Annotated in this window: 18 protein-coding genes; 6 read left to right on the top strand and 12 right to left on the bottom strand. The window is 68.3% G+C overall.

Annotated features, from left to right (window positions below):
• Window positions 1-44 precede the first annotated feature (44 nt).
• Genes L0C25_RS15970 through L0C25_RS15960 form a run of 3 tightly spaced genes read right to left on the bottom strand, consistent with a single transcriptional unit; the run spans window position 45 to window position 3,324 of the window.
• On the bottom strand, window positions 45-923 hold the full coding sequence (locus L0C25_RS15970; RefSeq protein ID WP_271632670.1) for a glycosyltransferase: 879 nt from the start codon (window positions 921-923) through the stop codon (window positions 45-47).
• Window positions 920-1,885 (bottom strand): glycosyltransferase, encoded by a 966-nt coding sequence (locus L0C25_RS15965; protein WP_271632669.1) that lies wholly within the window; start codon window positions 1,883-1,885, stop codon window positions 920-922. Before L0C25_RS15965 ends, L0C25_RS15970 begins: the two co-directional genes overlap by 4 nt.
• A gap of 26 nt (window positions 1,886-1,911) precedes the next feature.
• Complete coding sequence (locus L0C25_RS15960) at window positions 1,912-3,324, bottom strand: LCP family glycopolymer transferase (protein ID WP_271632668.1); 1,413 nt, start codon at window positions 3,322-3,324, stop codon at window positions 1,912-1,914.
• Between the two features lie 123 nt (window positions 3,325-3,447).
• Here L0C25_RS15960 and L0C25_RS15955 point away from each other — a divergent pair, with 123 nt between their 5' ends.
• On the top strand, window positions 3,448-4,728 hold the full coding sequence (locus L0C25_RS15955; protein ID WP_271632667.1) for an LCP family protein: 1,281 nt from the start codon (window positions 3,448-3,450) through the stop codon (window positions 4,726-4,728).
• 170 nt (window positions 4,729-4,898) lie between these two features.
• On the opposite strand, the gene L0C25_RS15950 is transcribed toward L0C25_RS15955, so the two are convergent.
• From L0C25_RS15950 to L0C25_RS15935, 4 genes are all read right to left on the bottom strand, one after another.
• Entirely contained in the window at window positions 4,899-7,436 is a 2,538-nt protein-coding gene (locus L0C25_RS15950; RefSeq protein ID WP_271632666.1) for a M12 family metallo-peptidase, read from the bottom strand.
• 189 nt (window positions 7,437-7,625) lie between these two features.
• Entirely contained in the window at window positions 7,626-8,210 is a 585-nt protein-coding gene (locus L0C25_RS15945; RefSeq protein WP_271636841.1) for an IMPACT family protein, read from the bottom strand.
• Window positions 8,211-8,254: 44 nt separating this feature from the next.
• Window positions 8,255-8,401: a hypothetical protein gene (locus L0C25_RS15940; RefSeq protein ID WP_271632665.1), complete on the bottom strand. Its 147-nt coding sequence runs from the start codon at window positions 8,399-8,401 to the stop codon at window positions 8,255-8,257.
• A gap of 67 nt (window positions 8,402-8,468) precedes the next feature.
• Window positions 8,469-9,623: an acyl-CoA dehydrogenase family protein gene (locus L0C25_RS15935; RefSeq protein WP_271636840.1), complete on the bottom strand. Its 1,155-nt coding sequence runs from the start codon at window positions 9,621-9,623 to the stop codon at window positions 8,469-8,471.
• A gap of 139 nt (window positions 9,624-9,762) precedes the next feature.
• Between L0C25_RS15935 and L0C25_RS15930 the strand changes: the two genes are divergently transcribed.
• The 4 genes from L0C25_RS15930 to L0C25_RS15915 are packed head-to-tail and all read left to right on the top strand — an operon-like array spanning window position 9,763 to window position 12,828.
• Complete coding sequence (locus L0C25_RS15930) at window positions 9,763-10,386, top strand: pyridoxamine 5'-phosphate oxidase family protein (protein ID WP_271632664.1); 624 nt, start codon at window positions 9,763-9,765, stop codon at window positions 10,384-10,386.
• A 37-nt stretch (window positions 10,387-10,423) separates the two neighbouring features.
• Window positions 10,424-11,764 (top strand): NADP-specific glutamate dehydrogenase, encoded by a 1,341-nt coding sequence (gene gdhA, locus L0C25_RS15925; RefSeq protein ID WP_271632663.1) that lies wholly within the window; start codon window positions 10,424-10,426, stop codon window positions 11,762-11,764.
• 17 nt (window positions 11,765-11,781) lie between these two features.
• Window positions 11,782-12,513, top strand: a complete 732-nt coding sequence (locus L0C25_RS15920) for a VOC family protein (protein WP_271632662.1) — start codon at window positions 11,782-11,784, stop codon at window positions 12,511-12,513.
• Between the two features lie 45 nt (window positions 12,514-12,558).
• Complete coding sequence (locus tag L0C25_RS15915) at window positions 12,559-12,828, top strand: hypothetical protein (RefSeq protein WP_271632661.1); 270 nt, start codon at window positions 12,559-12,561, stop codon at window positions 12,826-12,828.
• Window positions 12,829-12,830: 2 nt separating this feature from the next.
• Here L0C25_RS15915 and L0C25_RS15910 read toward each other — a convergent pair whose 3' ends face one another.
• The 3 genes from L0C25_RS15910 to L0C25_RS15900 all read right to left on the bottom strand — a co-directional run bounded on the left by L0C25_RS15910 (window position 12,831) and on the right by L0C25_RS15900 (window position 23,744).
• Window positions 12,831-21,731 carry a choice-of-anchor D domain-containing protein gene (locus tag L0C25_RS15910; RefSeq protein ID WP_271632660.1) on the bottom strand — a complete coding sequence of 2,967 codons (8,901 nt, stop codon included), beginning with the start codon at window positions 21,729-21,731 and terminating at the stop codon, window positions 12,831-12,833.
• A gap of 245 nt (window positions 21,732-21,976) precedes the next feature.
• The gene (gene purE, locus L0C25_RS15905) at window positions 21,977-22,465 is read right to left on the bottom strand and encodes a 5-(carboxyamino)imidazole ribonucleotide mutase (protein WP_271632659.1); all 489 of its coding nucleotides are present in this window, start codon (window positions 22,463-22,465) and stop codon (window positions 21,977-21,979) included.
• Between the two features lie 115 nt (window positions 22,466-22,580).
• Window positions 22,581-23,744: a 5-(carboxyamino)imidazole ribonucleotide synthase gene (locus tag L0C25_RS15900; RefSeq protein WP_271632658.1), complete on the bottom strand. Its 1,164-nt coding sequence runs from the start codon at window positions 23,742-23,744 to the stop codon at window positions 22,581-22,583.
• Window positions 23,745-23,862: 118 nt separating this feature from the next.
• Between L0C25_RS15900 and L0C25_RS15895 the strand changes: the two genes are divergently transcribed.
• The gene (locus L0C25_RS15895) at window positions 23,863-24,327 is read left to right on the top strand and encodes a GtrA family protein (RefSeq protein WP_271632657.1); all 465 of its coding nucleotides are present in this window, start codon (window positions 23,863-23,865) and stop codon (window positions 24,325-24,327) included.
• 3 nt (window positions 24,328-24,330) lie between these two features.
• Here L0C25_RS15895 and L0C25_RS15890 read toward each other — a convergent pair whose 3' ends face one another.
• Entirely contained in the window at window positions 24,331-25,380 is a 1,050-nt protein-coding gene (locus L0C25_RS15890) for an adenylate/guanylate cyclase domain-containing protein (RefSeq protein WP_271632656.1), read from the bottom strand.
• Window positions 25,361-25,906, bottom strand: a complete 546-nt coding sequence (locus tag L0C25_RS15885) for a PH domain-containing protein (RefSeq protein ID WP_271632655.1) — start codon at window positions 25,904-25,906, stop codon at window positions 25,361-25,363. Before L0C25_RS15885 ends, L0C25_RS15890 begins: the two co-directional genes overlap by 20 nt.
• Window positions 25,907-25,966: the final 60 nt, after the last annotated feature.

Here is a 25,966-nt window from a genome sequence, read left to right as displayed (position 1 = left end):
GCCGTGGCTGCATGCCGCCGGCGCCCGACAGTCTAACGATCCGATCACGCCGGAGCCGAATCGTCCGGCCGGCTCGTCGCATCGCCGGATCGCTGCCCACCACCGCGAGCGATGATGCGTCGGTACGCCGCCCGCCGCATCCGCTCCGGAACGAGCCGGTACCCGCCGCGTACGACCACGTTGCGGACGTATTCGGAACGGGTCGTGATGCGCTCGGCCCGGAACCTGCGCTGCAGCTCCAGCTCGGCCCGAAGCTGCTCCACGCCACCGCGCCGGGCGTACGCACCGGCCCCGACACGGTAGTAGACGAGCGGCTCGACCACGTTGACGGGCATCGCGCCGTTCGACAGCATGCGCGCGAACAGCAGGTAGTCCTCCATCAGCGGCATGTCCTGATAACCGCCCGCTGCGAGCACGGCGTCGCGACGGTAGACGACGGTCGGATGGTTGAACGGGTCGCGGAACCGCGCGGTCGCGCGGATCTGCTCTTCGCCGATGGGTGGTACGCGGGTCTCCACCACGTGGTCGACGTCGTCGACGAACTCCATCAGACCCGACCCGACGATGTCGGCGCCGGCCTCGATCAAGGGGAGCTGCGTCGCGAACCGATGCGGCACGCAGATGTCGTCGGCGTCCATCCGCGCCACGACGCCGTGGCCGCAGGCGTCGAGGCCGCGGTCGAGCGCGGGGCCGAGGCCGACGTTCTCGACCAGCGGGATGTGCTTCACGGGCACCGGGCTGTCGGCGACGATGCGCACGATCTCTGCGGCGAGCTGCGAGCCGACCGGGCCGTCCTGGATGAGGACGACGTCGTTGGGCGGCCGGCTCTGCTCGTTGACCGCGCTGGTGAAGGCCGTGCGCAGGAATCTCGGGTCGTCGCCGCCGTACACGGGGAGCAGCAACGAGAAGGGCACGGGACTCATGAGGTCGGGAAGTCTCCGTCGGTCGGGGGCAGGCGGTCGTTTCCGTTGGATCCGTCTGTCGTGCGGACGTTTCGGAGCACGACTTCGTTGCTTCGCGGACCGGAGCGTATCCCGTCGCGCAGCCCGCGGCCCAGTCCCCTCCACAGGGTCCGTCGGTCGCTCGAGGCGGCGATCGTGCGTATCCACCGGCGTGCGGTCGACCCGCCGTAGACCGCCTTCTCCAGCGGCGCGAGGCCCCGGCTGCGGGTGAACAGCCAGGTCTTGTTGCGCACCTCGTAGTAGAAGCGCGAGCCCGGGTCGGCGTCGGTCGACCCGAACGCCTTGGTCTTGTGCACGACCACGCTGTCCGGGCAGTACAGGCCGGTACGCCCGCGCAGCAGCCGGGTTGAGTACTCGAAGTCGTCGTTCCACAGGAAGTAGTCGGCGATCGGCAGCCCGCGCTCACGGACCGTGTCGGCGTCGCACATGATCGAGACGAACGACGCCGAGCGCACCGGGATCGCGTCGACGGCCGCCGCGCGGCGTACCTCGTCCGCGCTCGCCCGCGGCTTACGGCGCGGGGTGTTCATGGGGTGGTCGCGGCCGTCGGTCCACACGACGCGGCTCGCGAGCACCACCGGCGTCGGGTCGGCGCTCGCGTACACGTCGAGCAGCCGCTCCGACGCGGTCGGGGTGGCGACCGTGTCGTCATCCATCAGCCAGATCAGGTCGGGAGCATGAGCATCGAGCGCCCGTTCGATGCCGGCCGCGAACCCGCCCGCTCCCCCGGTGTTCTCGGCGAGCGTGACGACGTCGAGATCGTCGTACGTGCGCAGGGTGGCCGGCGTTTCGTCGGTCGAGGCGTTGTCGACGACGACGAGCGCGCTGACCGGGGCCGACTGCTTCCGGAGCGCGTCGAGCGCCTCGACCAGCAGGTCGCGCCGGTTCCAGGTGACGACGACCGCGACGACGCGCGTACTCATCCGCTCGACCCTCCGGGACGCAGACCTCAGCAGACCGACGACAGGTCGTTGGCCTCGTTGGCCTTGTACTGCGGGTCGCCGGAGTTCTTGCCCTTCTCACGATCGCCCGAGTCGGCCTTTCCTTCGGCCTTGTCGATCGCCTGGTCGACCATACTGCGTATCTCGCCGAAGTCCGGATCCGAGGTGTCGATCTTCGGCGGTACGACCGAGACGGTCGACATCTTCTGCCCCTTCGCCTTCAAGGCAAGGTCGACGAACGTGTCGAGATCCTTGCCCGGAACGTCGGTGCTCAGCAGCCGTTTGCTCGAGTCGGCGATGTCATCGACATTCGTCAGCACCTTCTGCGGGCTGAGCTGGTCGAGCATGGCGCTCATCACACACTTCTGCCGGGCCATCCGGGAGTAGTCGTCGGACGTCGCGCGGCTGCGCGCGAACCAGAGCGCATGGAACCCGTCCAGCTCCTGCTTGCCGGGCTGGATGTGGCCGGTGACGGGCCCACCGACACCGCCGATCGGGAGCTCCTCGGGCACGTCGACGGTGAGTCCGCCGACCGCGTCGACGAGGTCTTGGAAGCCCTGCAGGTTGACCATCGCGTAGTAGTTGATCTTCAGTCCGGTCGTCGCCTCGACCGCCTGCTTCGTCGCCTCGATGCCGGGGTTGTCGGAGTCGCCGAAGAGCTCCTCGTGCTCCGTGGCCCAGGTGTTGATGCTGTTCAGGTAGCCACCGTCGCGGTTGAAGCCGTGCGGGAAGCGCTTGTCCATCGCCGTACCGTCCGGAAAGGGCGCATGCTCGAGGTTTCGCGGCAGCGAGACGAGGACCGTACGTCCGGTCTCCGCGTCGATGCTTGCGACGGTGAGCGAGTCCGGGCGCAGGCCGACCCGGTCGGATCCGGAGTCGCCGCCGAGCAGCAGCACGTTGTAGCGACCCTTCTCGGGCTCGGAAACCGCCGTGCTGCCGAAGACGTGGGTGATGAAGTCGCGCTGCACCGCGACGATGTGCGCGGCGGCGAGGAGCGTACCGGCGGTGACGATGCACAGTGACGAGCTGACCCCGACCATCGCGAGGCGCTGCCCACGGCGCAGATCGGGCGGATAGCCGAGCAGCCAGGCGTTGACGAACAACGCCGCCCAACCGATCGCGAGTACGACGAGTACACCGCGTACGACGTACAGCACTTCGGTGTTGGTGAGCAGCGACAGGCCGACCCCACGGTCGCGCCACGTCGCGACGAGGAACGCCCCCGCAGTGACGAACACCACTGCCGACGTCCACAGTGCGATCCGACCGATCCTGCGATTGCCGGCCACCAGCTGAGCCGACCCGGGCAGCACCAAGGTCATCAGCACCAGGCCGACGGCGCGGCGGAACCGAATGCGGGCAGAGTCGGTATCGACACGCGCGCGTACGGTGTCGCCGACTCGTGTGGGGTCGAGAGTCATCGATTCCTCTCGTTGGGGAAGACACGAGTTGCCAAAAAGGTTAAGCACAGTTGACCGGTGGAACCGGGTCGGCACGCCGCGCCGTGCGCCATAACACTTGCTCGTTCCGGTACCGTCACGGTCATGCCTGAACGCCCCAACTCGGACGGATCGTCGTCCGACGACGCCTACAGCTGGTTGTACGACGGCCAATCACAGCAGCCGTCCGGCCAGCCGCAGCGGCCGCCGGACCCTGACGCGACCCAGGCCGTGGATGCTCCGGGGTCGCAGCCACCGGCTCAGCCACCCGGTGGTGACGCCACCCAGGCGATGGGCGCGCAGCAGCAGTACCCCCAGCAACCTCCCGCGGGCGGCACCGAGCCGCTACCGCCGCCGAACCTCCCGCCTCCCGGATCGGGCGACGCGCAGCAGCCGCCGCGGGAGCGCCCGCCGAAGCCGCCGCGGCGGTGGAAACATCCGGTCCGCAACATCATCCTGATCGTCGTCCTGGTGTGGATCGTGTTCATGATCGCCGTGCCCTTGTGGGCCTGGTCGAAGATCGAGAAGGTCGACGCCGAGCCCGACGGCGACCGTCCCGGTGACCAGCCGGGCACCACGTACCTGCTGGTCGGGTCCGACAGCCGCGAAGGTCTCAGCGATGAGGAGAAGAAGGACCTCAGCACCGGAAGCGTCGGCGGTCAGCGCACCGACACGATGCTGCTGATGCACGTCGGTTCCGGACCCACCGCGCTGATCTCGATCCCGCGTGACTCGATGGTCGACGTTCCGGGCGAGGGCGAGCAGCAGATCAACGGGGCGTACGCCATCGGCGGCGCCGACAAGCTCGTCGAGACGATCGAACAGAACACCGGCATCCGCGTCGACGACTACGTCGAGATCGGCTTCGGCGGGTTCGCCGACATCGTCGACGCCCTCGGCGGGATCGAGATCTGCACCGATCAGAAGATCGACGACAAGGACTCCGGCGCGCACTTCGAGAAGGGGTGCCAGGACGTCGATGGTGCCGACGCGCTCGCGTTCTCCCGGGTACGTAAGGCATTCGCCACGTCCGATCTGCAACGGGTACAGAATCAGCGCCAGGTGCTCGGCAACATCTCCGACAAGGCGAAGTCGCCGTGGACGTTCCTGAATCCCGTGCGCTACTTCAAGCTCTCGTCCAGCGCCGCCGACTCGCTGACCATCGGCAAGAACGTCGGCCCGATCTCGCTCGGCCGGTTCGCCTGGTCGCTCGGCGGCGCGATGAGTGGTGACGGGCTGAACTGCACCGTCCCGATCACCGGCGCCGACGCAAATACGTGGGACGAGGAGCGCTCGAAGAAGCTGTTCGAGCTGATCGCCGACGACGACACCGAGTCCATCGGCGACGACATCTGCACCGAGACCGGCCTCCCCAAGGGCTTCTGAGACCACGGTGAGGAGTGGATCCCGGCCCGGTGAGGAGAGGATCCCGGCCCGGTGAGGAGAGGATCCCGGCCCGGTGAGGAGAGAATCCCGGCCCGGTGAGGAGAGAATCCCGGCCCGCAGTACGGCCAGAAGTCTCTCGTCGCCGGGCCGGAATCCTCTCCTCAGCGTGATTACTGGACGGCCGAGATCTCGAAGTCCGCGCCGTTGACGGCGAAGAAGTAGTTGCCGACCGCCTCGACCTTGATCCGCGCGTTCTTCGTATCGACGTTCGGCCAGGTGACGTTCGCGGTCCCGTCGTTCTTCGTCGACTCGGCGAGCACCGTGTCGAACGTCTTGCCGCCGTCGGTCGACAACGTGATTCGTACGCGAGGCGCCAACGCCGGGCGGTTCGTACCGTTGACCAGCCAGCCGACCGGCTGCGTACGCGTGCCGCGTACCGCCTCGCCGGGCTCCCCGAACGACGTCACGAACAGCGGACCGGCCTTCGGCGCGACGGTCAGCGTCACGTCGTCGTGCGCGGTGCCGCCGCCTTCGGCGAAGTGGTCGCGCGCGGTGACGCGGAAGTGGAGTTTCCGGTCACCCTTGCGCCCCACGAAGTCGGCCGTCGGTAGCCACTCGGAGTAGCACGCCGTCTTGCGGCGCCCCTTCGACTCTGCGCATTTGCCCGACCCGGCGTTCGTATTGCCCGCGAGCACCTGCTTGATATCGGGGAACGTACGCGTCGGGTCGTCGCTGGTGTGGTTCTGGCCCGGCGACTCGTACTGCAGAGTGCCGGCGGGCGTCACGTTCGCGTACCTGCCGAAGATCCGGAACAGCGGACCCGCCAGCTTCTTCGGCTTGAAGAGCGCCACGCCACTCGCCTTGCCGCGGTCGTTCTGCTCCCACGAGTACGTGAGCGCGTCCTGATCGTCGGAACCGGATGCCTCCAGCGTGAACGGTGTCTGCACCGGAAGCCGCTTGTCCGCAGGCGCGTCGACGCTCGGGGCGTCGTTGCCGGTCGCGCTCACGGCACCGTGGTTGCCGTTCGGACCACCGTGCTGCGTCTCCCCGACGAGACCGGAGACGTCGCCACCCGTTGGGACGACCTCCAGCTCCTGCTGGTTCTTCCCGGCCCGGCTGCCCTGGAACACGACCGAGAAGCCCTTATCACCGAACTTGACGAGACCGTCGCCCCAGCCGGTGACCTTCACCGACTTGGCACCCAGCTTCTTCGTCAGCGCGGCCTGGACCTTCGCGACCGTGAAGCCCTTACCATGCTTGATCTTCGCGGTCGTACCCTCGCTCGTGCGGAGCTTGAACGCATCGTCTGCCGCGTCGAAGTCGCGGAGCGAGACGGTCTGGATCTCGCTCAGCTTGCGGCGTTTGCTCGACACGTACGCGGTCGCCTCCTGGATGGAGCGCTGCGAGAAGTACGGGTCGGAGTGCGGCTGGAGATCGTCGCCGCCGCAGATGCCCGCGTACGCCATCACCGACGAGCCGCTGCCCGGCTCGACCGACGTGCCGGGGTTGCGGTTGCCGCCGGAGCATGCGCCGTTGGCGCCGTCGAACGTGTGGTTGCCGCCGAACTGGTGCCCCATCTCGTGTGCGACGTAGTCGACCGCGTAGTAGTCGCCTTCGGGCGTCGGCAGACCGGTGCATCCGACGGCCTTGCCCGGGCCGCCGACGACTCCGAGGCCGGCGACGCCGCCGCCGCTCACCCCGAGCGCGATATGGCCGACGTCGTAGTTGCGCGCGCCGATCAGCTGACCGATGACGACACCGTTGCGATCGAGCGTGCCACCGCCACAGGTCTCCAGATCGACCGGGTGGAAGCACCGCTGCGACCCACAGGGACCGTTGGGCTTGGTCGCCTTCGCCATCGTGTCGAGGTTCAGCTTGTCGGAGCCGTTGGCGAGCACGAGCCGGATGGCGAGGTCGTCGTTGTAGACGTGGTTGACGCGGTTGATCAGCGTCGTCTTCTCGGCAAGGACGTTCTCGGTGCCGAAGTAGCGGGCGTACGACGGGTCGTTGACCAACGCGAGCCGGTACGTGCGCATCTCGACCTCGCCGGCGGCCCGACTGCGCGGTGCGGGAGCGAGCCGCTGCGCGACACCCTCGACGTCGGTCTCGGAGAAGCCGTCGTCGGGTTTGGGTAGGTCGGATCCCAGGTAGCTGAGGTACAGGTTGCTCGCCTTGCCCGTAACCGGCTTGTTGTACGCCGGGTCGACGTACCAGGCGCCCTGGTTCGAAGCGCCGCGTACGGAGGCGTGGAACCCCGTCGGTGTCAGGTCGAGCCGGATCGTCGCCGACGGGTCGGTGACCCCGCGACCGGCGTACGTCCGGATCTCGGGATGCTTCGCGGCGAGTCGGGACTGCAGCACCGGCGACTCGGCGATCGCGAAGTCCACGAGCTCACCGTTGGGCGCCGGCACAGACACGATCTGGCCGGACCCGCTGCGGGCCGACGGCGCCGCGTCGAGCTGGGCCTCCATCGCGTCACCGTCGAGGGTGAACGCCTCGTACTCGGTCGGCTCCACCCGCGGGGTCAGGTCGTCGGATACCAGCGGTCGGGCGTCGACGGGCGACCACAGGTCGTCGTCGGGGGCGGGCGGGTTCGCCGACGCGTACGACAGCGGCGCGACCACGAGCGCGACGAATGCGGCGGTGACGCCGAGCCGGCGACCGACGGAGCGGCGCCGGGACGGGCGCGGAGATATGCGACGTTGCATGGGTACCCCTCAGACGAGGAGCGGCCGGAGGCGGCCGCTCGCCGCCTCATCGTCACCGCAGGCCGACGACCCCGCAACTCGGGCGGACGGCGGGGCCACCAATCGTGACGAAACCGTGTCTCTCGTCCCGCCCGCTGGGCCGCACGTTTCGGCCCCGCAAATCGAACGATCGGGGCACAAACGCGCGGCTCATGGTGGGGGTACGTCATGCCAACGGGTCTCACCGACGCGCAGCGCGTCGTCTCCGACGCCGAGGGCGCCCAGCCGACTGCGCAGGGCGCTCTCCTCGCCGTCGGGCACCGCCACCGTCAGCAGCACCGCCGTGTCGTACGCGACGTCGAGCACGGCGATCCCGTCACCCCGAAGCGCGTGCTCGACCCGCCCAGCGTCTGCATGCGAGATGCTCAGCACGCATACCCGCATGAGGTTCCGGCGTACCCGCGGCGCCTTGTCGAGCGCGAGTGCGACCGCACCCGAGTATGCGCGGGCGAGGCCGCCGGTGCCGAGCTTCGTACCGCCGAAGTAGCGCGTGACGACCGCAACCACATCGGTGACACCGGCATGCGTCAACACCTCGAGCATCGGCCGCCCAGCCGTACCCGCCGGCTCGCCGTCATCACTACTGCGGTGCGGCGAGCCGTCCGCGCCGATGACGAACGCGGAGCAGTGATGGTTGGCCTGCCATTGCTCGGTACGCGCCTGGTCGACCACGGCACGGGCTGCGGCCTCGCTCTCCACCCGCCGCAGGCGGCACAGGAAACGCGAGCGTTGGATCTCGGTCTCGATGTCGACGTCGCCGACCGTTGCGTAGGTCGAGCTCAGAACAGCCCGCCGAGGCCATAGCGGACCAGCCAGTCGCGGTCGGTGTCACGCCCCGCCTCTGGGTCGGGTACGTCGCGCGTGTCCGACTCGGCGACGGTGTCCTCGAGTCGGATCGGCTCGGGAAGCTCGTCGTACTTGCCCATCGCGATCGCCTCCCTGCTACCAGCCTAGACCACTGCGCCCCCTGCGCCGACGACGTCTCAGCGCACGTCAGAGGTGCGACTGGACGCCCGCGAGCAGCTGGCGGGCCATCACGATCCGCTGGACCTGGTTGGTGCCCTCGTAGATCTGGGTGATCTTCGCGTCGCGCATCATCCGCTCGACCGGGTAGTCGCCGGTGAAGCCGTACCCGCCGAGCAGCTGCACCGCGTCGGTCGTGACCTCCATCGCGACGTCGGACGCGTACGCCTTCGCCGCCGCGCCGAAGAACGTGAGGTCGGAGTCGCCTCGCTCCGAACGTCCCGCCGCCGCGTACGTCAGCTGCCGCGCCGCCTCGACCTTCATCCCCATGTCGGCGATCATGAACTGCAGTCCTTGGAACTGCGCGATCTGCTTGCCGAACTGCTGTCGCTCCTGCACGTACCCGAGCGCGTAGTCCAAGGCACCCTGCGCGATGCCGACCGCCTGTGCGGCGATGGTGACCCGGGTGTGGTCGAGCGTGCGCATCGCGGTCGCGAAGCCCGAGCCTTCGTCTCCGATCATCCGGTCCGCGGGCACGCGTACGTTGTCGAGGTAGACCTCCCGCGTGGGTGACCCCTTGATGCCGAGCTTCTTCTCCGGCGCCCCGAAGCTCACGCCCTCGTCGGACTTCTCGACGACGAACGCCGAGATGCCCCGGGCGCCTTGGCCGGGCTCGGTCACCGCCATCACCGTGTAGAAGTCGGACACGCCCGCGTTGGTGATCCAGCGCTTCACACCGTTGAGCACGTACCCGTCGCCGTCGCGTAGCGCCCGGGTCTTCATGCTCGCCGCATCGCTGCCCGCCTCGGGCTCGGACAGACAGTACGAGAACATCGCCTCGCCCGTGGCGACCTTCGGGAGGTACGCCGCCTTGACCTCGTCCGACGCCGACAGCAGCAACGGCATCGTGCCGAGCTTGTTCACGGCCGGGATCAGCGACGACGAGGCGCACGCCCGGGCGACCTCCTCGATCACGATCGCCGTTGCGAGCGCGTCTGCGCCCGCGCCGCCGTACTCCTCGGGGATGTGCGCCGCGTGGAAGTCCGATGCGACGAGCGCGTCGTACGCCTCCTGCGGGAACCGCGCCGACGCGTCGACATCGGCGGCCGCCGGCGCCACCTTCGCGTCACACACCGCGCGCACGGCCTGGCGGATCGCCTGTTGCTCCTCGGACAGCGCGAACATCGGTTGACTCACGGCAGGACCCTCTTCTCTACTCCAACACCGAATCCAGGTCGATGTTACTGGTGATTAACCTGGGCGTCGCCGTGGCTCTCACCACACCGGCGCGCGCGTGGGTGCGGTGCGCACCTACGCTGAGCCCATGCCCGAGCACACGATCGAGGTCACGACGTACGAGGAGCTGCGCGAGCTCCATGGCGAGCCGCTGCCGCGCGTACGCGACAAGGTGCAGCCACGACTCGGCACCGTTCACGAGGACTGGATCGCCAACTCGCCGTTCTGCGTCATCGCGACGTCCGCCCCGGACGGCACCTGCGACGCCTCGCCCAAGGGCGACCCGGCCGGGTCCGTCAGGGTGCTCGATCCGACGACCATCGCGATCCCCGACCGACCGGGAAACAAGCGCGTCGACGGGTTCCAGAACGTGCTCGCCAACCCACACGTCGGCATCCTGTTCGTCGTGCCCGGACGTGGCGACACGTTGCGCGTCAACGGCCGCGCCCGGCTGCTGCGCGAGGCGCCGTACTTCGACGACCTGGTCGTACGCGGGCATCGCCCGCACCTGGTGCTCGAGGTGAGCGTCGAACAGGTGTTCTTCCACTGCTCCAAGGCATTCCTGCGCTCGAAGCTGTGGGACCCCTCGTCCTGGGATCCCGAAGCGGTACCGAGCCGCGCACAGATCGCGAAGCGACTGGAGCGCCCGAACGACTCGATCGACGAACTGGAGCGCTACTACGGCGCGCAGTACGCCGAGAAGCTCTACTGAGCGCCGCCGAAGGCCGCTCTTTCTCGAAGGGACCTGGATGAAGTCACAGCTCGAGCCGATCTACGAGGACGTGCTCCGCCGCAACCCGGCGGAGCCCGAGTTCCACCAGGCTGCGCTCGAGGTCTTCGAGAGCCTGGGGCCGGTGCTCGAACGCCACCCCGAGTACGCCGAGGCGGCCGTCCTCGCCCGGCTGTGCGAGCCCGAGCGGCAGATCATCTTCCGCGTCCCGTGGGTCGACGACGAGGGACGCGTGCAGATCAACCGCGCCTTCCGGGTCGAGTTCAACTCCGCACTCGGGCCGTTCAAGGGTGGGCTGCGCTTTCATCCGTCGGTGAACCTCGGCATCGTGAAGTTCCTCGGATTCGAGCAGGTCTTCAAGAACTCGCTGACGGGTCTGCCGATCGGCGGCGGCAAGGGCGGCTCCGACTTCGACCCGCGTGACCGCAGTGATGGCGAGGTCATGCGGTTCTGCCAGTCGTTCATGACCGAGCTCTACCGCCACATCGGCGAGTACACCGACGTACCCGCCGGCGACATCGGCGTCGGCGGCCGCGAGATCGGCTACCTGTTCGGGCAGTACAAGCGCATCACCAACCGGTACGAGTCGGGGGTGCTGACCGGCAAGGGTGTCGGGTGGGGAGGTTCGCTGGTACGCACGGAGGCGACCGGGTTCGGCACGGTGCTGTTCGCCGACGAGATGCTCAAGACGCGCGGGGCGAGCATGGACGGTCAGCGCGTCGTCGTCTCCGGCTCCGGCAACGTCGCGACGTACGCGATCCAGAAGGCGCACCAGCTCGGCGCCACCGTCGTCGCCTGCTCCGACTCGTCCGGATATGTCGTCGACGAGAGCGGCATCGACGTCGAGCTGCTGCGGCAGGTCAAGGAGGTCGAGCGGCTCCGGATCCAGGTGTACGCCGAGCGCCGCGGCGGCGGAGCAACGTACGTCGACGGCGGGCCGGTCTGGGAGGTCGGCGCGACGGTCGCACTCCCCTGCGCGACCCAGAACGAGCTCGAGCCACGCGACGTGAAGTCCCTTCTGGACGCGGGCCTCGTCGCGGTCGCGGAGGGCGCGAACATGCCGACGACGCCCGAGGCGGTGCGGATGCTGCAGGCGGCCGACGTGCTGTTCGGGCCGGGCAAGGCGGCGAACGCCGGCGGTGTCGCGACGTCGGCGCTGGAGATGCAGCAGAACGCGAGCCGCGACGCGTGGAGCGAGGAGTTCACCGAGGCGCGCCTGACCGACATCATGATCGGCATCCACGAACGGTGCGCAGCGACGGCCGACCAGTACGGCCTGCCTGGCGACTACGTGGCGGGGGCGAACATCGCCGGCTTCGTACCCGTCGCCGATGCGGTACTCGCGCTCGGCGTCGTCTGAGCCGAACGGCGGGCGTCGTGGACGAACGTACGCGGGTGCGCTGGCTGACCGCCGTCGTTTCCTCGCCGCACGCGGATGCGGTGCGGTTCTGGTCCGCGGTCACCGGCTCGACACCCGACGGCTCCGCCGGATACGTACCGCTGCGGCCGCAGAACGCGGACCCGTACGTGTGGCTCGATCGCGACGACCGCGAGGTACGCCTGATCGTGCACGTCGACGACCCGGCCGTTGCGGTGCAGCGGGCTGCTTCGCTCGGCGCCACCCGGATCGACGCGTCCGACTCGATGGCCCGGCTGACGTCACCGGGAGGGCTCGCATTCGGTGTCACCGGCGCCGGCCCGCCGCGGCGTAGACCGGCGCCGCTTTCCTGGCCGGGCGGGCACCGCAGCATCCTCGACCAGGTCTCTGTCGACATCTCACCGGGTGCCCATGAGACCGAGGTGGCGTTTCTCGAGTCGCTGCTCGGCTGGCCCGTTCGTCACGGCGCACGACCCGAGTTCGACTATCTGGTACGCCAGCCCGAGCAGGCCTTGCGGATCCTCTTGCAGCGACTCGACGTACCGGCGTACGGCGCGACGAGCACACACGTTGACCTGGCATGCGACTCGGTGCCGGACGAGGTGGCGCGGCACCTGGCGCTCGGCGCGACGCTCGTCGCGGATTATCCGCTGTGGACGACGATGCGCGACCCGGCAGGTGCCGCGTACTGCCTGACGCGACGCAGTCCCGACACCGGCGCCCTCACCTGACCACCCGCGCACCGACGATCGGCCGTCACCGGCGACACTGGTCAGGTGCACATCACCAAGGTCCAGCAGTGGGTCGCGTCCGGCATGCTCGGCGCGTTCGGCTTCGCCTTGGCCGCATCGCTGTCGTACTCGGCGTGGCTGATGCTGGACCGCGACAAGCCCGGCAACGCCTGGGGCCTCTGGGTCATGGGACTCATCGTCGGCGTACTCGTGATGTTCGGCACACGGATCATCCACAAGGTCTCGCCTGTCTCGTGGTGGCTGCTCGCCGGCGCCATCCCAGCCGCCGTCGGCGCCTACTTCCTCCTCCGCTGAGGTCAGTTGGTGGCGGCGATGTCGACGTAGTTGACCTTCGTGTTGGTGCCGCCGAGCGCATCGACGGTCAGCCGCCCGTCCTCGACCTCCACCTCGACCGTTGCCGTCTCGTGGTGCGACGCCGACCCGGCCGAGCCGGACGGTACGAAGCCGCTGATCGCGTTCGTACCCTCGACGTTGATGGTGTGGATCTCCGGATCCGTGTTGTTGTTGGGATCACCGACCGCGACCGTCACGGCGTACGTGCCGTCGGGCACCGCGACCTCCCACTTCCCGGCGATCGGCGTGCCGTTGAAGTCCGGTACGTCGTCGCCTTGCATGTGCATCAACGTGTCGAGCCGCTGGTCGTCCTCGGCATTGCGGTCGCGCCCGTTGCCCGGGCCGGTCGTGCCACCGACCGACAGGTCGACGGGTTGACCGCCGTCCTCGGTGATCCAGCCGTACGACAGGCCGCTGCCCTGATCGGCGCCGGTCCGAGCACCGTACGACTGCCCGAAGTCCTTCAGGTACCCCGCGGGAAGCGGTGCCGACTGGTTCTGGAAGTTGACCTTCTCCACGAACGCGCCGGCGTCGTTCGGCGTCGCCGCGACCGGTTGTGTCGAGTCGGAGTTCGACACGCCCTGGACCACCGCGCGCACCACGTAGTAGTACGTCGTGCCGTTCGTGACGTCCTCGTCGACGAGCTCCGACTCCGTCAACGGGTCGGTGCCGCTGACCCGATGCGCATCGTCGACCGGCACGTCCGGCGTGGTCGAACGCCAGACCCGATAGCCCACGCCTTCTTGATCGATCGGGGACCACGTCAGCGTGACCTTGCCGTCCTCGGCGAGCGCCGAGACACCCTTGGGCGTGGGCAGCTTCGTCGGTGTGATGTTCTCGATCAGGTAGACGTTGTCGTTGTAGTCGTAGTTGATGCCCGAATAGTCCATCGTCAGCAGGTACGAGTTGGGCACGACGTCGCCCTCCCGGTCCTTGACCGGGAAGATCCGAACGTGGTGACCACACGGGCCGGGGCACCCGTTCGCCTCGTCGGCGGACTGGTTGTTCTTCGTATCGTCGCTCGACTCGCCGTCGACGGCGAAGCCGAAGACCGCCTGCCCGGGAGTGAACGAAACCGGCCATCCGCCGCTGCGGGGCGGCAGGATCGACTGGCTGTACGGGGTGTCGAAGTTCGTGACCCCGTGCCTGGCGCCGCTCTGCTCGGTCCACTGGAACGACGCCCCGTTGCCGTACGTGTGGTACGCCGCGAGCTGGCGTACCCGCACGGGAGCTCCGGTGTTCGCCCGGCGCCAGTAGGGCGACAGGACCTCGTCGCCGACTGCCTGGACGAGGCCGTCACCGTTGAGATTGGTCGGGATGGTCGTCGTGTAGCCGAAGACCTGGGCCATCTCGGCGACGCTCGGCTCCTGCCCACCCTCACTCTGGCTCTGCCAGAAGCCGGCGAGTGCAACGGACTCGACACCGTTCGTGCCGGCGTTCGAGTTGATCGTCAGCGAGCCGGTGTGGACGTTGCCGCCAGTGGCAGTGAACCTCACCGATACGTCCTCGTGGCCGCCGGCCGGAATGTCGAACGGCACGCCCGGCGCGTCGGCAATCTCGAAGTTTCCAACGACGTTCAGATCCGTTACCTGCATGGATTCCGTGCCCGTGTTCGAGATGCGTACCGTCGAGACATCATGCGTCTTCTGGTTGCCGTCGGCCGGACTCTGGATCCGGCTGAACGCGAGCCGGTCGTCGTACGGCACGCCGTCCAGGTTGGTCGTCTTCAGCACGGCGTCGGACGCCTCGGGTACGTACGGCTCGACGTTCGTCACGACGAGCACGATGTCCTGGCCGTCGAAGTTCGATCCCGGTACCTCCTCCGTCGCCACGACGTACGTGTCGGGCTCGACCGTGCCGTCGGAGTTCTTGTACGGGTACACCCGTACGTGGTGCGGCAGCGTGGAGTCCCAGGTGTTCAAGGCATCCTCGGTGTACGCCTTGCGCCCGTCGAAGTACGGCCACTCGGAGTAGAACCCGAACGAGGCATCCTCACCCGGGTCGATCCCGGTCGTCGTACCATCCGGGTCGATCATCAACCCTTGCGCGTCGCCGGCCGCAACGTCGAACTGCTCGTGCAGGCCGGAAGCGCTGCTTGCCTCGTACCAGCCGACGTGGATCGCCGGATCGTCGTTCTGCGGGCCGTACGCCGCGACCGGCGTGACGGTGATGGGTGTGTCGAAAGCCGCCTTCTTGAACAGCTGCGCCGGCACCTCGTCGCCGATCATGCCTTGTGTGCTGGGCATCGCGGCGTTGCTCGGATCCGGGTCACCGACGTCGACCGGGATCTCCAGCGTGTCCATGACGCGTTGCAGCGACGGCTCGTTCCCGCCACCGAGACCGGCCGCGGCGAGACCGCGAAGCCGCACGGTCTTCGGACCGGCGTTCGTCGCCAGTACGAGGTTCGCCGACTTGACGCCGACGCTCGTCGGTTTGAACGTCACCGCGAGATCGAGCGACGCCCCCGGCTCGACGGTCTGCGGGAAGGTCGACGAACCGAGTGCGAACTGGTTCGCGTTGGCCCCGCCGAGCGTCGCGCCCGTGACGACCAGATCGTCCGAGCCGTCGTTGTCGACCACCGCGTCGAGCGGGTCACTGGTCGAGCCGGTCGGCCCGCTGAAGACCAGCCGGTCGGTCGCGTTGCCCACGGGCCCGCCCCCGCCGCCCTGCGGCTTCAGCAGCACGATCCCGCTGTTGCCGCTGAGCTCGGTGACGTAGAGGTTGCCCGTCGTGACGTCCTCGGTCAGGTCGAGCGGCTGGTTGAACCCGGTCAGCCCGGTGCGTCCGACCGTCCGGTTCGTGAGCTTTCCGTTCGCGCCGACGTCGAACGTCACGATGTCCTGGCCGTCGCTGTAACGGACGTAGAGCAGCTTGCCGTCGAGCGCACCGCCGAACGCACCGCCCTCGTACTCGATGACCCCGTTCGCACTCGCGTGACTCCCGGCGTCGTACACGTCGGACAGCGCGTAGTTCGGGTCAGGCTGCGTACCGACGGGGTACTTGCTGTTCTCGAACGGGTCCGCGCCGGCCGTCGGGTTGCCGTTGTTCAGCACGTACTCGCAACGCGACGGGTTCGGATGTCCGTAGTACTGCCCCTTCTTGATATCGAAGACGTAGTCGGTCTCGGCGGGGTTGTTGTCGACACCCGCGACCTTCGGGCCGGTGTAGCCGCCGTCCGGACGCTGGGCGCAAACGGCCGGCAACGGGTCCGGCACGGTCGGCACGTTGCCACCAGCGGCAGAACCATTGGTGGGTACGTACAGGTGCCCGTTGCTGTGCCACACCAGGTCGTACGCGTTGCGTACGCCGTGCCCGTAGATCGTCAGCGGCGCGCTCGTCGCGAACGGATCGTAGTCACCGGCGTCGCCCGTGCCCACGTCGAGCGGCAGGTCGGACGGCAGCTTGGAGGTGTCCAACCGGAGCACGGCCGCAGACAGCAGCCGCTCCGACCGGTTGGCCCACGCGCCGTCGGGCGCTCCCATCGCGTTGTTCGCGCCCTGGTTGAAGTACAGCGCACCGTCGGGACCGAAGGCGAGCGAGTTCGTCTCGTGGTCCTTGACCGATCTCGGCAGGTGCTCCAAGACCGCGGTGTAGTTCTCCAGGTTCGTCCCGGTGAGCTTCGCGATCCGTCCCGACGAGTCCGGCACATTGCTCGCACCGAGGTACGGAGCGTTGTCGCTGATCCAGAGGATCAGGTTGTCCGCCGTCGACGATGGGTCGAAGGCGAGCCCGATGACCGAACGCGTGCCCTTCTGGTACGTGTCGCCGCTCGCTGCAGCATTCGAGTAGTTCTTAACGGTGTTGATCGTCTGCCGGTTCGCGAGCGTGCCATCGGATTCGATGTCGAAGCGGTAGATCTCGCCGGTGATCGAACCGGCGTACAGCTTGCCGTCCGGGCCCTTGACGACCGACGTGTACTGCGCACCCCGCGGGGCACCGGAGTCGGACTTGTCGAACGCGACCGGCCCGCCGCCGGTCTCGGACGTGCCCGTCTCGAACACCATCGAGTACGGCAGGAACGCGTTCCCGTCGACATCCTCGACGCCGTCGGTGACCTCGAAGCGGTAGAGCGTGTCCGCCTCCAGCTCGGCCGCCGGCGCGAAGCCGATCGTGTCGGCCCCACCGCTGGTGTACGCGGTGCCGTCCATCGCACTGTCGTCCGCCACCTTGGTGAGGGTGACCGTGCCACCGTCCAACGTGTCGGGCTCGACGCCGCCATCGACGAGGTCGAGGTCGCTCACGACGCTCGTCGACTTCGGATCGACATCGGTCGCAAGGTTCGCAGGCGTCGTCGCGCGAACGGACGGCCGGTCACTCGAGCCGGGAACGCTGTCGATCGTCACCCAGTTGATCTTGGTGTTCGTTCCGCCCTCGGGTGACACGGTCAGCTCACCGTCCGAGACCGTGACCGTGCGCTCCGCAGTCGTGTGGTGCGTCGCCGATCCGGCGCCGCCCGTCGGCACGAACGCCGCGATCGCGTTCTGGCCTTCGAGGTTGAGCCAGTGCTCGCTGTCGACCGCGGTGCCGGCGTCACCGACCGACACCTCGACGTCGTACGTGCCGTCGGGAACCGCCATCGCCCAGTCGCCCGGCGTATCAACGCCGTTCGTCGCGTTCTCGGGCAGCTGCATGTGCATCAGCCCGGCGCGCAGCTCGGGTGTTCCGGAAGGTGGAGGAGTCGGATCGGTCAACCGGTTACGCCCGTTCCCGACCAGGCTCACCGGATCATCGGTGCCGAGCTCGAGCCAACCGTACGACAGGCCGGCGCCCTGGTCCTCGCCCGTGCGTTCGCCGTACGCCTGCCCGAAGTCCTTCAGGTATCCGGCGGGCGGCGTACTCGCCTGGTCGGCGAACCGCACCTTCTGATGTACGTCCGGCTCGGCCGGCTCGTCGGTGCTGTCGACCTCGAGGTAGTTCAGCTTGGTGTTGTTGCCGCCGATGGAGTCGACCGTCAGTCGCCCGTCGGTCACCTCGACGATCGTCGTACCGATCTTGAACTCGCTGTCCGCCGTCGCCTGGAAGTCACTGATCGCCGTCTGGCCCTCGACGTTGACCCGGTGCACGCTGTCGTAGCAGGGCTCAGGGCAGCCGGCCTTGGCACCGCCCGGCTGATCCCCGACACTCGCCTTGACCTCGTACCAGCCGTCCGGCACGGCCAGCTCGAATGCACCCGGCGTCGGCTCGCCGTTCGTACTCGCCGGCACGATGTCGCCGTAGTGCAGGTGGATCAGGCGGTTCTGCAACGCGCCGATGCTGGCCCGAGGGCGGATGCGGGTGTTTCTGGTGAGGTCCAGCGGCGTGTGGTCCGCGCTGTCGAGGCTCTCCTCCTCGACCCAGCCGAGGCCGGCCGCATCGGTCCACGGCGAACCATCGTTCTTCGTGTACCCGTCGGGCACATCGGTGTCCGCGGATGTGGTGAAGCTGAACTTGTCGTGCACCTCCGCACCCGCGGGGACTGTTGCGCCCGCTGACGGTTCGGACGCGTCCGACTCGTTGCCCGAGTCGTCGAGCGCGGTGACCACGTAGAAGTACTCCGTGCCCGGCTCGGCCGTGTCGTCGCGGAACGACAGTGCGGTGAGCAGCTCGGTGTTCATCGGGTCTCCGTCGGTCGAGACGTCGGCCGACTCGCCGCGGTAGACGTTGTAGCCGGCCAGATCCTCCTCGCCGCTCTCGTCCCACGTCACGTCGATCTGTGCGTCACCGGCCGTCGCGCTCACGCCCGTCGGGGCCGCCGGAGCTTCGGTGTCGGGCTCGTCGGTGGCGTCCAGCTCCAGATAGTTCAGCTTGGTGTTGGTGCCGCCGATGGCGTCGACGGTCAGCCGACCGTCGGTCACCTCCACCGTGGCGGTCCCGGTCTCGAACTCCTTGGCGGCACTGCCCTGGAACCCGTCGATCGCTGTCTCGCCCTCGACGTTGATCGTGTGCTGGCTGTCGTAGCCGGGGCCGCCCGGCTGGTCGCCGACCGAGACCTTGACCTGGTACCAGCCGTCGGGGACCGACCGCTCGAATGCGCCGGCCGTCTGCGTGGTGGTGGTGTCGGGAGTCTCCACATCTCCGTAATGCATGTGGATCAGCCGTCGTTGCAGTTCGCTGACACCCTGGCGCGCGTTGCGTACGCGGGTGTTCTTGGTCAGGTCGAGCGGCTCGTGCTCCTCCGCGTCGAGGCTCGCCTCGGTCACCCAGCCGATCCCGGCGGGGTCGGTCCAGGCCGAGCCGTCGTTCTTGGTGTAGCCGGCCGGAACAGCGGTGTCGGCCGTGGTGGTGAAGCTGTACTTCTCGTGCACCGGCTCCGGGGCCGCGATGGTCGCGTCGGCGGCCTCGGACGGCGCCGACACGTTGCCGTCGTCATCGACGGCGACGACCACGTAGAAGTACTGCGTACCGGTGCTCGCCGCGTCGTCACTGAACGCAGGCTCGGTCAGCAGCCCGTCGTTGAGCGGATCACCATCGGTCGGCACCTCGGGAACCTCGGCGCGGAACACGTTGTATCCCGCGAGATCCGACTCCCCGTTCTCGTCCCAGGCAAGGTCGATCGCACTAGCGGACGCCGTCGCGGAAAGACCGCTCGGCAACGCCGGAGCGGACTCGTCCACCGGAGTCGCGTCGACGCTGTCCGACTCCGGCGACGTGTTGCCGTGCGTGTCGACGGCGACGACGGTGTAGTGGTACGTCGTCCCGTTCTCCACGTCCGTATCCGCGTACTCCGACGTCTCCGGCTCGGCGATCGGATCGTCGTCGACCAGGGCGTTGACATCCGTGGTGCGGTAGACCGCGAAGTGGTCGAAGTCAGCGTCGGCGCTGTCGTCCCAGTCGAGCGCGACCTCACCGTCACCGGGGGTAGCGACCAGTCCGGTCGGCGCGCCCGGCGGCGTGGTGTCCGAAGGCGTCGCACTCGCGGCGTCGGACGCCGCCGAGACGTTGCCATGGCCGTCGACCGCGACGACCACGTAGAAGTACGTGGAGTCGTTATCCACGTCCGTGTCCGTGTACGCCAGCGTCGCGAGCGGCGTGTCCCCCGAGATCGGAGTCGCGCCGACACCTGTCGCCACATCGGCCGTGTCGCCACGGTAGACCCGGTAACCGGTGACGTCCGAATCCGCACTCGCGTCCCAGGCGAGCTCGACGAGCCCGTCGCCGCCGGTCGCGGCGAGGCCGGCCGGTGCGCCGGGCGCCGTCGTATCGGTCGGTGTTGCCGACGCGATCTCGCTCGAGGGCGATGCGTTGCCGGCCTGGTCGACGGTGACGACGGCGTAGTAGTACGTCGTGTCGTTCTCGACGTCCTGGTCGCTGTACTCGGCGACGTTGCCGAGGCCGTCGATGAGATTCGCTGGCGCGATGTCGACGGTCGGCGTCGTCGCACGGTAGATCCGGTAGCCCGCAACGTCGTCCGACGCGCTGGCGGCCCACTCCAGGTCGACCTGGCCGTCACCCGCGGTCGCGGCGAGCTCGGTCGGCGCGAGTGGCGCCTCCTGGTCGCCGACGGTGATGCTGGCGATCTCCGACGGCTCCGATCGATTGCCGTTGCCGTCGACCGCGACCACGCGGTAGTAGTACATCGAGTCGACCTCGACGTCGGTGTCCGTGAAAGTCGACTCAGCCAGGTCCTCCGGGCTGATCGGTGTTCCGGTGGTGTCTACGTTCGCATTGTCGGCTCTGTACACGTCGTAATGCACTGTGTCATCGGGATTGTCGTTCCAGTCCAGTACAACCGCGTCGTTCGCCTCGTTCGCCGTCAGACCGTCCGGTATCTGTGGTGCCGTCCTGTCCTCCGGCGTCGCGTCTTTCGGCGCGGACCGCTCGGACGGGTTGCCGGCCTCGTCGACTGCCACGATCTCGTACCTGTAGGTGGTGCCATTGACGACATCGGCGTCGAGGTACGAGGTCTGGCCGCCCGTCACCGTGTCGATCTCTATGTCGTCGCGGTAGATGAGGTACTTCTCAACGTCCGACCCGGAGTCCTCCTCCCAGCTCAGGTCGACCTTGCCGTCACCTTCTACGGCGGCGAGCCCCTGCGGCATCGCGGGAGCCGTCTCGTCCTTCGGCGTCGCCGTGTCCGCGTTGCTGCGACCGGACTGGTTGCCGCGGTAGTCGATCGACCGGACCCGGTACGTGTAGTCCTTGCCGTTCTCGGCTTTCGTGTCGGTGAACCTCGTGCCCTTGACCTCGGCCAGCTTCTTACTGCCGTGGTAGACGAGGTAACCGCGCAGGTCGATCTCGTTGCTGCCCTTCCAGCGCAGAGCGACGGACGAGTCGCCCGCCTTCGCCCTCAGCGAGCGCGGCGTACGCGGCGCCTTCTTGTCCGGCGCCCTGACGTACTCGCCCCGCACGTAGCCCGCACCGCCCAGCTTGGTGTAGCGGAACTGGACCGTGTGCTTGCCCTTACGGAGCGAGCGCACGCCGCTGACGTACCTGCCCGCCTGGTGCGTACCGTCGACCTGTTTGCCGTCGACGCGGATCGAGATCCAGTTGTCGGCGACCGCCCGGAAGTCGTACCGCCGTGCCTTCGTGTGGTCGATGGTCGTCCACTTCACGGAGAAGTTGTTCGGGCCGACGTTGACGCCCTTCGGTCCTTTACCCCTCGGATACGTCGCGTCGACCCGCTTCTCGCACCGCGCCTTGACCGGCTTTCCCTTCAGGTGTCGGCCGCGGTAGTACTGCGCGAGATACGCGCCCTTCTTTGCGCACGTCGCGACGGACTTCGCGTCCGGGCGCGCGAGTGCGCTCTCACCGACCTGGCGGGCGTGGCTCGCCGATGCGCTCGCGTACGCGGGTGTGATGGCCGTGAGGCCCAGCAGCAACGCGAGGCCGAGCAGGACGTGTAGGAAGCGACCGTGGATGCGGCGGCTGGAGGGTGTGGATCTCAACGGGGGACCTCCGGTGCGGGGTTACGACCGGAGAATCGTCGCCCTGCGCAACCGGGTCTCGGAGCAAAAGAGGCAAACCCGTCCCGAATTCAAACTACGCGTCTAAACTGCGCAATTTTTGTTTCAACAACTTCGCTTAACGTGAATTACTCTCCGAGAGTAAGGACTCAATTACGGACTGTACATGCATCCAGAGAATGTAACACCGAGTTTCGATCTCGGCGCATTTAATCCGCTCGACGGTATTAGTCGCCGCGCACGCTGGCGCCCTTGGCGCGCGCAGCGTCGGCCAGGTCGCGCTGGAACGCGAGCATCCGGTCGCGCAACGTCTCATCGCCGGCCGCGAGGATGCGTACGGCGAGCAGGCCGGCGTTGCGCGCGTTGCCGATCGCGACCGTCGCAACCGGTACGCCCGCCGGCATCTGCACGATCGACAACAGGGAGTCCATGCCGTCGAGATACTTCAACGGCACTGGCACCCCGATGACGGGCAGCGGCGTGACCGCGGCGAGCATGCCCGGCAGGTGCGCTGCTCCACCGGCGCCGGCGATGATCGCCCCGATGCCGCGCGTGTGTGCGTCGCGACCGTACGCGAGCATCTCGTCAGGCATCCGGTGCGCCGAGACGACGTCGGCCTCGTACGCGACCTCGAACTCCGCCAGCGCATCGGCGGCCGCTCGCATCGTCGGCCAGTCGGAGTCGGACCCCATCACGATGCCGACCCGGGCGTTCATCGGCCGACCGCGCTCGGCCCGCGGCCCGCCCCCGTGGGCATGACGTTTGCGCGGCGACACGCCGGCGTCTTGCACCCAAACGTCATGCCCAGGGGGCCTGTGGCCTCTCGAACAGTCATGCGTCCTCCTCGATCTCGCCGGCAAACCAGCCGGCCGCGTGTCTGGCGCGCGTCAGTACGTCCTCGAGGTCGTCGCCGTACGCCGTGACGTGGCCGACCTTGCGGCCGGGTCGTACCGACTTGCCGTACAGGTGCACGCGGATGCGCGAGTCGCGCGCCATCACATGCGGGTAGCCGTCGTACAGCCGGCCGACCGTGCCGCCCAGGATGTTGACCATCACCGACCACCGCGACCGTGGCGCCGGATCACCCAACGGCAGGTCGAGCACCGCGCGCAGGTGGTTCTCGAACTGGCTCGTGATCGCGCCGTCGATGCTCCAGTGCCCGGTGTTGTGCGGGCGCATCGCGAGCTCGTTGACGAGTACGCCCGCGCTGGTCTCGAACATCTCGACCGCGAGGATGCCGACGACATCGAGCTCGCTGGCGATCCGGATCGCCAGCTGCTGCGCCTCGACGGCGAGGTTGTGGTCGATCGCCGGTGCCGGCGCGATCACCTCGTGGCAGATGCCGTCGCGCTGCCGGGACTCCACGATCGGGTACGCGGCCACCTGTCCCGACGGCGAGCGGGCAACCAGTGCGGACAGCTCGCGGACGAAGTCGACGCGTTCCTCGGCCAGGATTCGTGCGCCCGACGCGAACGCCTCTGCCGCATCCTCGGGTGTACGTACGAACCAGACGCCCTTGCCGTCGTAACCGCCGCGGGTCGTCTTCAGCACGACCGGGAGGCCGTCGCCCACCGCCGCGAACTTCTCGACGTCGGCGACGTCGTCGACGAGCGCCCAGCGCGGACACGGAGCACCGAGCTCGGTGAGCCGAGCGCGCATCTCGTACTTGTCCTGTGCGTACAGCAAGGCGTGCGGCCCGGGCCGGCACGCGTGTCCCTCGGCGTCGAGCGCGCGCAGATGCTCGGGAGGCACGTGCTCGTGGTCGAACGTCACCACCGCGCAGTCGGCCGCCACCTCGCGCAGCGTCGCAAGGTCGCGGTAGTCGCCGACAAGCGGATCGCGGACCACCTGCGCGGCGCTGACGCCGGGCCCCTCGGCCAGCAGCCGGATCGGCACTCCGAGGCCGACCGCCGCCTGCTGCATCATCCGCGCCAGCTGCCCGCCGCCGATCACGGCGAGGGTCGGAGCGTCGGTGGGATTGGTGGGTTCGCTCATCGCCGCCACCCTAGTGCGCGGCGGGTGCGAACGCGCGCCGCAGTCCGGTCGTACACCCCGACGGTCGCGAGCGAGCACCTGCACAGGCCCTTGGGCCCCGTCCGGTAGTGTCGATCCCGTGTCCGGGACCTCCACCCTCGCCCCGCCGAAGCCGACCGGGCTGCGCTCGGAGATCGTCGTTTTCGGTCTCGTCGGCCTGGCCGGCTACATCACCGACGTCGGCATCTTCAACCTGCTCCGGTACGCCGGTGAGCCCGGCCTCCTCGAGCACAAGCCCCTGACGGCCAAGATCATCTCGGTCACGGTCGCGATGCTGGTGACGTACGTCGGCAACCGACACTGGACCTGGCGGGGCCGCTCCCAGGACAAGCAGCATCGCGAGGTCGTGCTCTTCGTGATCTTCAACGTGATCGGCATGGGCATCTCCGTCGCCTGCCTAGGCGTGTCGCACTATCTCTTCGGCTTCACGTCGCCGCTCGCCGACAACATCGCCGCGAACGGGTTCGGGCTGGTGCTCGGCACGGTGTTCCGCTTCTGGGCGTACCGCACCCACGTGTTCGCCGAGGAGCGCGTTGCCGCGTGAGCCTCAGCCGCCGCGGTACGTCCATCGCCGGCGCACCGTAACGGGCTCGACGTTGCCGAAGCCGTGCATCGGCCGCGCGGGCAGTACCCGGGTCTCGTAGTCGTCGCCGAGCGTCCCTGCCGTCGCGTGGTCGACGATGACGCGGTTGCGCCGTGCCACGGTCGTGAGCCTCGCCGCGAGGTTGACCGGTGGGCCGAACACATCGCCGAGACGGGTGATCACCGATCCCGTCGCGAGGCCGACCCGCAGGTCGGGCATGTCCTTGCTGCGGCCGATCTCCTCGACCAGCTTCAGGGCGATCTCGACCGCGACCGACGTCTCGTCGACCATGAACAACACGGCGTCGCCGAGCGTCTTCACGGCGCGGCCGCCACCCGCGGTGACGATGTCGGTGCAGTCGCTCTCGAACCGTTCGACGAGGCCCGCGAGGCTCTTGTCGTCAAGGCCGTTGGACAACTGGGTGAAGCTGACCAGGTCGGCGAACCCGATTGTGGCCATCGCCTTCGTCTCGTCATCGGCGTCCGATGTCGGGGCCTCCGCGCGTACGACGGCGGCGGCCAGGTGCCGCCGCCACGCATACACGAGCAGCTGCTCGAACGCCGGGCCGACCTGGTCGGCGATGTCGACCGCCGCACGTACGTTCGTCTCGGACAGCTCCGCGGCGTACGGCTGCTCGCCGGACTCGTCCGGCTCACCGAGCTCGTCGAGCAGGGTCGACACCTGCCAGTCGGCGAGGCGCGACATCGTGCTGCCGAGCGCACGGGTGAGACGTACGACGGTGTCGACGCCGACGAGTCCGCTGTCGACCGCGCCCTTGACCAGCCGAACGGCGGTCAGGTCGGCGTCGACGAACATCGGGTTGGTGTCCTCGACGTACGGGAAGCCGAGCGCGCGCCAGAGCCGCCGCGCGTCCTCGACGTCGACGCCCGCGCGGGCTGCGACGTCGATGCTGGTCAGGTGCGGCTCGCCGCCGAGGATCGACGCCTCGAGGCCGACGTTCGGGGGCGCTGTCTCCGACGACGCGTCCGGCCGATCAGCGCTCGGTCCGGTCATCTGCTCCCCCCGGGCGGTTGTCCTCGTCGTGCGGACCCTCGTGCGCGTCGAAGACGAGCTCGTTGAGTGTCCGGTGCACGTCTTCGACGTGCGGCACGTCCTTGAGCACCATCCCGGGCTGTTCGCTCGCGTCGTACACGGTCAGTGTGCCGCAGCGGAAGATGCGGTCGATGACGCCCTTGTCGAACGTGACGTGGTTGACGCGGGTCAGCGGAACGTCACGCCCCTTCCGCGCGATGAACCCGTGCTGGTAGACGAGCCGGCGGTTGGTGATGCTGTACGTCGACGTCGCCCACTTGACCAGCGGTATCACACCCCACCACACGATCAGTACGAGCACGATCACGATCACCGCGATGCGCACCCACTGCTGCTGATCGCCGTCGGGAACGATCGCGACCAGAAAGCCCCCGGCCGCACAGAGCACGATCAGCAGGACGACCGACAGGATCATCGTCTTGACATGCGTGCGCAGCGTGAGCACCTCGCGCTCGCCCTCGACCAGCAGCTTCTTCGACAGCGCCATCTGTTCCTTGCCTCCACGACCCGGTACGCATCTGTTGCCCTGATCTTGTCACGTTCTGGC

The organism is Solicola gregarius (assembly GCF_025790165.1).
Lineage (GTDB): Bacteria > Actinomycetota > Actinomycetes > Propionibacteriales > Nocardioidaceae > Solicola > Solicola gregarius.
The sequence above is the reverse complement of the archived record's forward strand: the minus strand, read 5'-3'. Positions and strand labels throughout refer to the sequence as shown.

What these genes read in the sequence shown, in the direction of transcription:
- L0C25_RS15970 (WP_271632670.1), bottom strand. Translation starts at nt 923, where the DNA reads ATGAGTCCCGTGCCCTTCTCGTTGCTGCTCCCCGTGTACGGCGGCGAC.
- L0C25_RS15965 (WP_271632669.1), bottom strand. Translation starts at nt 1,885, where the DNA reads ATGAGTACGCGCGTCGTCGCGGTCGTCGTCACCTGGAACCGGCGCGAC.
- L0C25_RS15960 (WP_271632668.1), bottom strand. Translation starts at nt 3,324, where the DNA reads ATGACTCTCGACCCCACACGAGTCGGCGACACCGTACGCGCGCGTGTC.
- L0C25_RS15955 (WP_271632667.1), top strand. Translation starts at nt 3,448, where the DNA reads ATGCCTGAACGCCCCAACTCGGACGGATCGTCGTCCGACGACGCCTAC.
- L0C25_RS15950 (WP_271632666.1), bottom strand. Translation starts at nt 7,436, where the DNA reads ATGCAACGTCGCATATCTCCGCGCCCGTCCCGGCGCCGCTCCGTCGGT.
- L0C25_RS15940 (WP_271632665.1), bottom strand. Translation starts at nt 8,401, where the DNA reads ATGGGCAAGTACGACGAGCTTCCCGAGCCGATCCGACTCGAGGACACC.
- L0C25_RS15935 (WP_271636840.1), bottom strand. Translation starts at nt 9,623, where the DNA reads ATGTTCGCGCTGTCCGAGGAGCAACAGGCGATCCGCCAGGCCGTGCGC.
- L0C25_RS15930 (WP_271632664.1), top strand. Translation starts at nt 9,763, where the DNA reads ATGCCCGAGCACACGATCGAGGTCACGACGTACGAGGAGCTGCGCGAG.
- gdhA (WP_271632663.1), top strand. Translation starts at nt 10,424, where the DNA reads ATGAAGTCACAGCTCGAGCCGATCTACGAGGACGTGCTCCGCCGCAAC.
- purE (WP_271632659.1), bottom strand. Translation starts at nt 22,465, where the DNA reads ATGAACGCCCGGGTCGGCATCGTGATGGGGTCCGACTCCGACTGGCCG.
- L0C25_RS15900 (WP_271632658.1), bottom strand. Translation starts at nt 23,744, where the DNA reads ATGAGCGAACCCACCAATCCCACCGACGCTCCGACCCTCGCCGTGATC.
- L0C25_RS15890 (WP_271632656.1), bottom strand. Translation starts at nt 25,380, where the DNA reads ATGACCGGACCGAGCGCTGATCGGCCGGACGCGTCGTCGGAGACAGCG.
- L0C25_RS15885 (WP_271632655.1), bottom strand. Translation starts at nt 25,906, where the DNA reads ATGGCGCTGTCGAAGAAGCTGCTGGTCGAGGGCGAGCGCGAGGTGCTC.